Here is an 8775-nt window from a genome sequence, read left to right as displayed (position 1 = left end):
AGACAGTCTCGAATCAGGGGGCGGCGCGGCGGAGTACAACGTCAACTTCTGGATGGTTCGCCGCTACGTGCAGGGCGCCAGCGGAAATCCCCGCATCCAGCGGGCCAACCCGAAGTCTCTAAGCTGCGTCTGACAAGCCTGCCGCCTAGGGAGAGAACAAGCCAAGAAGGGGCCCGGAATGCCGGGCCCCTTTTTCTTGTGCCGTGATCCGCCTGGGGCCCGCTTGAGGGATGCAGGCGGATCACGGCACGAGAAAAAGGGGCCCGACATTCCGGGCCCCTTCTTGGCTTGTTCTCTCCCTAGGCGGCAGGCTTGTCAGACGCAGCTTAGAGACTTCGTGTTGGCGCGCTGGATGCGGGGGTTTCCGCTGGCGCCCTGCACGTAGCGGCGAACCATCCAGAAGTTGACGTTGTACTCCGCCGCGCCGCCCCCTGATTCGAGACTGTCTTCGCGCAGGTTGCTGGCCGCGGCCTTGCCCTGCTCCATGTCCCGGAAAGGTCCGATGAAGCGGAGGTCGCGCGAGCCGTCGCAGTAGACGTGCATCTCCGCCGCGTAGATGACATCGCCTGACCGGGGCCAAACCTCCGCCTGCTTGTCCTCTCCGATGCAGCCGCTCACCGCCAGTGAGAGGCCTGCTATCAGCAACCCTTTTCGAATCATGCCCTTCTCCCACGTATTTCGTGTTGTTGTGGAGAAGACTACGACCTCTGACTTTAATAATTGGTAAATAGAAAGTTACTTTTAAGCACGGCATTCTCCGTGATGCCTTGTGACCGGCGGGGCTGACAGGCGCGCCTGCGGACGCGGAAAGGAAAAGGCCCGGCGCAAGCGCCGGGCCTCTCCTCGATCTTTGGGTGCTGTCGGGTCGGTTATTCCCCGCGCAGCATGCCCAGGATGTTCAGTATCCAGATGAAGAGCGTCACGAAGCTGCCGTAGAGCATGAAGGCGCCGAAGATCGCCTTGCGCGTCACGACATCGTGGCCGTCGCTTTCCATGTAGAAGTTCTTGATCTGCTGGGTCTCGTAGGCGGTCAGGCCGGAGAAGACCAGCACCACGGCGCCGGACAGCAGCATGTGCAGCATCGGCGAGCCGAGGAAGATGTTGACCACCAGCACCAGCAGCAGGCCGATCGAGGCCATACACAGGAACGCGCCCATCGGGCCCAAGTTGCGCTTGGTGGTGTAGCCGTAGAGGCTGAGCGCGCCGAAGGTGACCGAGGTGATCAGGAAGGCCTGGACGATCATCATCGGGTCTACGCGCATGTAGGCGAAGAAGATCGGACCCAGAAGAGCGCCCCACATGGCGGCATAGGCCCAGAAACAGGCCTGAGCCGCGCCGACCGACTTGGTCATCATGATGCGCGGGGCAAACCAGCCGAGGCCCAGGATGCCGATGAAGAAAACCCACATAAGCCCGCCGGACAGCGCCATGACCAACTGCTGGTTCATGGCGACGAGCATGGCGATGGCGCCGGTGAAGGCGACGCCCAGGGACATGTAGTTGTAGACGCGCAGCATGTAGCTGCGCAGGCCTTCGTCGATCGCAACGCCGGTAGTGGCGCGGCCCTGTGAATAGGACTGACGATTCGGACCGACCATCAAAACCTCCTGACTAGAGTTTCTCGTTTCAGTGCTGGGCGCCCAGGTTTCGGGGATCGAAACCTTGCGGACGCTTCGCTTCAGATAAGAATATTGGGTAAAGCGGCGATCCGTTCAATAGATTCTCGCAGAAACTTTGCTGAAATCTTCAGGATTGCCTATTCGTTGCGCAACAAGGGCGCCGATTTCACTGAAAGTGCGCGCCAGGTGCCGATGAAACCCAACAGCAGCGTCAGCACCGCCGCCAGCAGCGCGGTCGGGAAAACCGTCTCGGGCAGGAAGATGAAATCGGCCTCCATGACCTGGGTCACCACGATGAAGCCGGCGAGCGTGCCGATGCCCGCCGCGATGGCCGCCGTGATCAGCCCCAACAGCCCGTACTGCAACAGGAATATCCCCGCGACCCGCGCCCGCGTCGCGCCCAGCACCTTCAAGACCACGGAGTCATAGACCCGGCGCTGATGGCCCGCGGCGAAAGCCCCGGCCAGCACCAGAACCCCGGAAAGCAGCGTGAGGCCCGCCGTGGCGCTGACCGCGATGGCCACCTTGCCGAAGAACTCGGCGGCGCGGGCCAGCGCCTCCTTCACGCGGATGGCGGAGATGTTCGGAAAGGCCTCGACCACCGCGCGCTCCAACCCGTCTTCCTTGGCGGGGTCCAGCTTCACGGTCGCGATGTGGCTCTGCGGTGCGGCCTCCAGCAGGCCCGGCGAGAAGATCATCACGAAGTCGATCTGAAGGTCCTGCCACTCGATCTCCCGTGTGTTGGCGATCTCGACCTCCACGTTGCGCCCCAGGATGTTGATGGAGAGCGTGTCGCCGATGGAAAGCCCCAGCAGCGCGAAGACCTCATGGTCGAGCGAGACCAGGGGCTTGCCGCTGTAGTCCTCGGGCCACCAGCTGCCCTCCGCGATCTCCGTGCGCGGCGGAATCTCGCGCGACCAGGTCAAGCCCCGGTCGCCCCGGAAGACCCAGGCAATGTCCGCCGGTATCTCCATCTCCTCCGGCGTCTTTCCGTTCACCCCGGCGATGCGCCCGCGCAGCATGGGCACGGACTCGAACTCTTCGCTGCCCGTCTCGGCGCGCACCAGTTCCTTCAAGGGCTCGACCTGATCGGGCTGGATGTCGATGAAATAGAAGCCGGGCGCCTCCTCGGGAATGCGCTCGCTCACCTGGCGCGAGAGATTGCCTTCGATCAGGGCGATGGCGACCAGGACGGTCAGCCCCAGACCCAGCGAGACCACCACGCTGCCGGTCGAGCTTCCGGGACGGTGCAGGTTGGCGACCGCCAGCCGCAGACCGGGGCTTTTGAAGCGCGGCAGACGCGCGGCCAGCCGCATCACACCCGAAGCCGTCAGGCGGAAGACCAGGAGGGCGCCCACGGCCCCGGCCACGAAGCCGGAGGCGAAGAGCTTGTCCTCCGCGCTGAAGATCGCCAAGGCGGCGAGCGCGGCGGCGGCAAGCGCCGTGGCTCCCGTGACCCAGAGCAGGGTCTGGCGCGAACGCTGTTCGCCGTGGTCGCGGAACAGCGCGGCTGCGGGCAGCGCCTGGGCCTTGCCCAGCGGCCAGAGCGAGAAGGCGAGCGTCACCAAAAACCCGAAAAGCGCGGCCATGGCGAGCGGCGCGGCGTAGACGCCGCCGAGGCTTGAGAAGTTCAACCGCTCGGCCAGCAGGGGTCCGACGGCATAGGGCACCAGCGCGCCGAGCAGGAGGCCGATGGCGATGCCCAGAACGCCCAGCACCAGAATCTGCGTCAGGTAAATGGCGAAGACGCTGCGCGCGGGCGCGCCCAGGGTCTTCAAGGTGGCGATTACCTTGCGCTTGCCGTCCAGAAGCGCTCCATCCCCGGGGCTGCGTTGTTGAGATCACGGATGCGCCAGCCCGCCTCGGGGAAGCGCTCCTTCGTCTCGGCCACCCAGCTTTCCATGTCGAACCCCTCGCCGGGGTCCAAGCGGTAGTGATGCTGGACAAGGCTGCCCTCCTTCAGCAGGGGCGTGTCGGAGAGGCTGTCCAGATCGACGATGACGTGGGGGCCGAGGGTAAAGGCGCGTGCCGTGCGGTCCGGCTCGCGCGCGATCACCGCGCGCAGCTCGAAGGTCTTGTCGCCGACGGTGAGCGCGTCGCCGACCTCCACTCCAAGGGTGTTGAGGACGGACGGCTCCGCGACCGCGCCCCAGCGCCCGTCGCGCTCGGCCAGAAGTGCGTCCAGTTCACCGGGAGGATCGGAGCGGAACTCGCCATAGAGCGGATAGGCCTCGTCGATGGCTTTCAGCTCCACCAGGCGGGTGTTCCCGCCGCCGCGCGCCATGGTGCGCACCTCAGAAACCTGCGAGAGCCGCGCGGTCGATTGGCGCAGCCAGGACATCTCCGCCTCGTTGGCCGCGCGGTGGATCAACCTCAGTTCGACCTGACCGCCGAGAAGCGCGCGACCGTCGACCCGGAGCGCTTCCAGCATGGCCTGCGAGAGCGAGCCGACGCCCGCGATGGTCGCCACGCCCAGCGCCAGACAGGCGAGGAAGACGCGAAAGCCCTTCAGCCCGCCCCTCAGCTCCCGGCGCGCGAGGCGCAGGAAAAGGGGGGCGGCGAAGCCCTTGGCCGGTGGGTTTGAGTTCTCAGCCGTTACCGCCGTCATGCTCGGGGCCCTACTCAGCCGCGGCGGCCGAGGCGCCATCATGCTCGATCTGCCCGTCGCGCAGGCGCACCTGCCGGCCGCAGCGTTCGGCCAGACCGGGATCGTGGGTGATAAGCATCAGGGTGGTGTCATGGTGTTCCTGCAAGTCGAACAGCAGGTCGATCACCTGCCGGCCCGTCTCGCCGTCAAGGTTGCCGGTCGGCTCGTCCGCGAGCAGCAGGGCCGGGGCGGGCGCAAAGGCACGGGCCAGGGCGACGCGCTGCTGCTCGCCGCCGGAAAGCTGGCCCGGGTAGTGCGTCAGACGATGGCCAAGCCCGACCTGCCGCAGGGACTCCTCGGCGCGCGCGAAGGCATCGGCGCGCCCGGCGAACTCCAACGGCACGGCGACATTCTCAAGGGCCGTCATGGTGGGGATCAGATGGAAATCCTGGAACACGACGCCAACCCGGTCGCGGCGGAAGCGCGCCAGCGCATCCTCGCTGAGACCCGAAAGCTCGACGCCGTCGACGGTGACTTGCCCGCCGGTCGCCCGCTCCAGCCCGGCGATCAGCATCATCATGGAGGATTTGCCGGAACCGGACGGGCCGACCACGCTCAAGACCTCGCCGGGGGCGACCGAAAGGTCGATACCCTTCAGGATTTCGACCGGTCCCGCCGAGGCCATCAAGGTCAACTCGGCCTTCGAAAGACGAATCAGATCCGCACTCACCGCTTCCACGCCCCTGCCTTTATGCCCAGGCCTCTATGCCCATGCTCGCGTTGGGAAAATCACGTTCCTAACCGATGTGGGGGAGTCGCGGAGCAAATCAAGCGGCCTTTTCGTGGCAGAAGACCGCCTGCGGCGTCAGGGTTCGATTGCTTCGCCCGGGTGATCGAGGGCGTAGCCCGCCGCGCGCACCGTGCGGATCAGATCGGCGTCCTCGTTGTCGTTCAGCGCCTTGCGCAGCCGGCGGATATGGACGTCGACCGTACGCGGTTCGACGTAGACGTCGTGACCCCAGACGGCGTCCAGAAGCTGTTCGCGGCTGAAGACCCGGCCCGGATGCTGCAGCAGATGGCGCAGCAGTCGGTACTCGGTCGGCCCCAGATGGACGTTGCGGCGGCCCCGCTTCACGCGGTGGGCGGCCAGGTCCATGGAGAGGTCCTCGAATTCCAGCACGTCGGCGGAGAGCGCAGGCTGCGCCCGGCGCAGCACGGCGCGCACGCGGGCCATCAGTTCGCTGGGCGAGAAGGGCTTGGTGATGTAGTCGTCGGCCCCGCTGTTGAGGCCCCGCACCTTGTCGCCCTCCTCCCCGCGCGCGGTCAGCATGATGACCGGGACGTCGCGGGTCTCCGGCTGACGGCGCAACTGGCGGCAGACCTCGATGCCGGAGGTGAGCGGCAGCATCCAGTCCAGCAGGATCAGGTCCGGTGTCTCTTCCTTGATCATGACCAGGGCTTCATCGCCGTCGCCGGCGGAGGCGCTGCGGTAACCCTCTTTTTCAAGGTTGTAGCGCAGCAGGGTGACGAGGGCGTCTTCATCCTCGACGATCAGAACTAGTGGACTCATTCGGTCTTCCTCAACAAGCCGCGGGTGCGCGGGGGACGCGTCACTCGCCGGACTTCTCCTCTTCCGCCTCGGGCGGCTGGACGACGGTGTAGCTGGTGGTGTCGCCCTTGGGGCGCCCGCCCTCTATGCTGCGCCCGGTCACCTGATAGGTGACGACTTCGGCGATGTTGGTGGTGTGGTCGCCGATCCGCTCGATGTTCTTCGCGATGAACAGAAGGTGCGTGCAGCTGGTGATGGAGCGCGGGTCCTCCATCATGTAGGTCAGCAGCTCCCGGAAGAGGCTGGTGTACATCTCGTCCACCTCCTCGTCCCGGCGCCAGACCTCTCCGGCCCGCTCGACGTCGCGCTCGACCATCGCGTCGAACACGTCCTTCAGCGAGGCCTCGACCAGATCGGCCATGCGCGGGATCGCGTAGAGCGGCTTCACGGCGGGCAGCTGATTGAGCGCCAGAGCGCGCTTTGCGATGTTCACCACGTAGTCGCCGATGCGCTCCACGTCGCTGGCGATCTTCAGCGAGGCGAGCACGTCGCGCAGGTCGACCGCCATGGGCTGGCGCAGCGCCAGCAGGCGCACCACGCCCTCGTCGACCTCGGCCTCCAGCTTGTCGATCTCCGCGTCGTGGCCGACGACCTTGCTGGCCAGTTCCGAATCGCGCCGCACCAGGGCGGTGATCGCCGTTGAGAGCTGCGCCTCGGCCAGCCCGCCCATGCGCACGATGTTGGTGCGCAACTGTTCAAGCTGCGCGTCAAACGACTTTACGATGTGGTCGCCGTGTTCTTTCTCGCCGGCCATGTCACTCTCCTAAGTCGGTCGCGCGGCCCTCGATCAGCCGAAGCGTCCGGTGATGTACCCTTGGGTGCGCTCATCCCGCGGGTTGGTGAAGATCTCATCGGTATCGCCCTGCTCGACCAAGCGGCCCAGATGGAAAAAGGCCGTTTTCTGCGAAACGCGCGCGGCCTGCTGCATGGAGTGGGTAACAATCACGATGGTGTAGTTCTCGCGCAGTTCGTCGATCAGCTCCTCGACCTTGGCGGTCGCGATGGGATCGAGCGCCGAGCAGGGTTCGTCCATCAGGATTACCTCAGGGCTGACCGCTATCGCGCGGGCGATGCAAAGACGCTGCTGCTGGCCGCCGGAAAGACCGGTGCCCGGCGCGTCCATCCGGTCCTTGACCTCTTCCCAAAGCCCCGCTCGGCGCAAGGAGCGCTCGACGATCTCGTCCAGCTCCGCCTTGGAATGGCCGATGCCGTGGATGCGCGGGCCGTAGGCGATGTTGTCGTATATCGACTTGGGGAAGGGGTTGGGCTTCTGGAAAACCATGCCGACCCGCGCGCGTAGCTGCACGACGTCCAGGCGGGGGTTGTAAATGTCCTGCCCGTCCAGGGTAATCCTGCCGGTAACCCGGCATATGTCGATCACGTCATTCATGCGGTTAAGACAGCGCAGGAAGGTCGATTTGCCGCAACCGGAGGGGCCGATAAGTGAGGTCACCTCGTTGGGCATGATCTCCAGGTCAACATCCATCAAAGCGTGCTTCTCGCCATAGAAGACGTTCACCTTGTCGCCAATGATCTTAGGCGTGCGGTTGCCGGTCGCGGGAGCGGCGGAAGCGCCGCTTTCCAAGGTTTCGACGTTGGACATGAATGTACTCCTACCAGCGGCGTTCGAAGCGCTTGCGCAGCACGACTGCGATCGCGTTCATGAGGATAAGGAAACCTAGCAGCACCATGATGGCGGCCGAAGTCTTCGCGACGAAGGCGCGCTCCGGACTGTCGGCCCAGAGGTAGACCTGTACCGGCAAGACCGTGGCAGCGTCGGTGATCCCGCCTGGGACGTCCACGATGAAGGCCACCATGCCGATCATCAGCAACGGCGCTGTCTCGCCCAGCGCCTGGGCCATGCCGATGATGGTCCCGGTCAGGATGCCAGGCATCGCCAAGGGCACCACATGGTGCGTCACGACCTGGAGCTTCGATGCGCCCACGCCCAAAGCCGCTTCACGAATGGAGGGCGGCACTGCCTTCAGCGCGGCGCGCGAGGCGATGATGATGGTCGGCAGCGTCATAAGGGCCAGCACCATGCCGCCGACCAGGGGGGCGGAACGGGGCAGGCCGAAGAAGTTGAGGAAGACCGCCAGGCCCAGAAGGCCAAACACGATGGAGGGCACGGCCGCCAGGTTGTTGATGTTGACTTCGATGAAGTCGGTCAGCTTGTTCTTGGGCGCGAACTCCTCGAGGTAGGTCGCCGTCAGTACGCCCACCGGAAAGGACAGCGCCAGTGTCACGATCAGGGTGAAGAAGGAGCCCACGACCGCGCCCCAGATGCCGGCCTGCTCCGGTTCGCGGCTGTCGCCGGTGGTGAAGAAGTCGACATCGAAGCGCACCTCGAGCCGCTCCTCGGCCTCAAGCTGGTCGATCCAGGCGATTTCCTGATCCTTGACCCGGCGGTCCTCTTCGGGGACATCGCGGGAGATCTGGCCTTTGACGAAGGTGTACACGTCGTCGGAGGTCTTGACCCAGACAGTTCGAGTCGTGCCGATGATACCGGGATCTTCCATCGCCAATGCGCGCAGTTCCAGGGGAGCGTTCGAGCTGACCAGCCCCAGCAGAGCGCGGCGATCGGACCGGCCGGTGGCGTCAGGGAAGATCTTCTGCATCGATTCGCGGACCAGTGTGCGGTAGTTCGCATTGCCGATCACCTCGGGGTCGCCGGTGTTCTGTGGGTCGATCTCTTCTTGACTGAAGGTGACATCGATCGCGACGTGCGTCGCCCAGAAGGCGGGCAGCCCGCGTGCCACGATCGTGACCAGCAGCAGCCCCAGCATACCGACGGCGGCGCCGACGGCGAGCATCCCGATCAACTTGAAGCGGCGTTCCGCGGCGTAGCGCTTGGCGACCCGCCTTGAGTTCTGCGCAGGATGGACATCTTGCGACGATTTCGATTCCACAGCCATGTCAGTCATACTTTTCCCTGTACTTCCGCACGACCCGCAGGGCCA

Annotated in this window: 9 protein-coding genes; all 9 read right to left on the bottom strand. The window is 65.2% G+C overall.

The window, feature by feature from the left end; translation table 11 throughout:
• Positions 1 to 315: 315 nt before the first annotated feature.
• The gene (locus P8X75_14345; GenBank protein ID MEJ1996363.1) at positions 316 to 660 is read right to left on the bottom strand and encodes a hypothetical protein; all 345 of its coding nucleotides are present in this window, start codon (positions 658 to 660) and stop codon (positions 316 to 318) included.
• Between the two features lie 209 nt (positions 661 to 869).
• Complete coding sequence (locus tag P8X75_14340) at positions 870 to 1598, bottom strand: Bax inhibitor-1/YccA family protein (GenBank protein MEJ1996362.1); 729 nt, start codon at positions 1596 to 1598, stop codon at positions 870 to 872.
• A gap of 158 nt (positions 1599 to 1756) precedes the next feature.
• Positions 1757 to 3397, bottom strand: coding sequence for an FtsX-like permease family protein (locus tag P8X75_14335; GenBank protein MEJ1996361.1), 1641 nt, complete (start codon positions 3395 to 3397; stop codon positions 1757 to 1759).
• A gap of 8 nt (positions 3398 to 3405) precedes the next feature.
• Positions 3406 to 4227, bottom strand: a complete 822-nt coding sequence (locus tag P8X75_14330) for a hypothetical protein (protein ID MEJ1996360.1) — start codon at positions 4225 to 4227, stop codon at positions 3406 to 3408.
• Positions 4228 to 4237: 10 nt separating this feature from the next.
• Positions 4238 to 4936, bottom strand: a complete 699-nt coding sequence (locus tag P8X75_14325; protein MEJ1996359.1) for an ABC transporter ATP-binding protein — start codon at positions 4934 to 4936, stop codon at positions 4238 to 4240.
• A gap of 135 nt (positions 4937 to 5071) precedes the next feature.
• Positions 5072 to 5776: a phosphate regulon transcriptional regulator PhoB gene (gene phoB / locus P8X75_14320; GenBank protein ID MEJ1996358.1), complete on the bottom strand. Its 705-nt coding sequence runs from the start codon at positions 5774 to 5776 to the stop codon at positions 5072 to 5074.
• A gap of 40 nt (positions 5777 to 5816) precedes the next feature.
• On the bottom strand, positions 5817 to 6569 hold the full coding sequence (phoU, locus tag P8X75_14315; protein ID MEJ1996357.1) for a phosphate signaling complex protein PhoU: 753 nt from the start codon (positions 6567 to 6569) through the stop codon (positions 5817 to 5819).
• 33 nt (positions 6570 to 6602) lie between these two features.
• On the bottom strand, positions 6603 to 7418 hold the full coding sequence (pstB, locus tag P8X75_14310; protein MEJ1996356.1) for a phosphate ABC transporter ATP-binding protein PstB: 816 nt from the start codon (positions 7416 to 7418) through the stop codon (positions 6603 to 6605).
• Positions 7419 to 7428: 10 nt separating this feature from the next.
• Entirely contained in the window at positions 7429 to 8739 is a 1311-nt protein-coding gene (gene pstA / locus P8X75_14305) for a phosphate ABC transporter permease PstA (protein ID MEJ1996355.1), read from the bottom strand.
• Positions 8740 to 8775 lie beyond the last annotated feature (36 nt).

Origin of the sequence: Limibacillus sp., assembly GCA_037379885.1 — a bacterium.
In the GTDB taxonomy this organism is placed as follows: domain Bacteria; phylum Pseudomonadota; class Alphaproteobacteria; order Kiloniellales; family CECT-8803; genus JARRJC01.
Note: the sequence above shows the minus strand (reverse complement) of the source record. Positions and strands in the feature narration are given on the sequence as shown.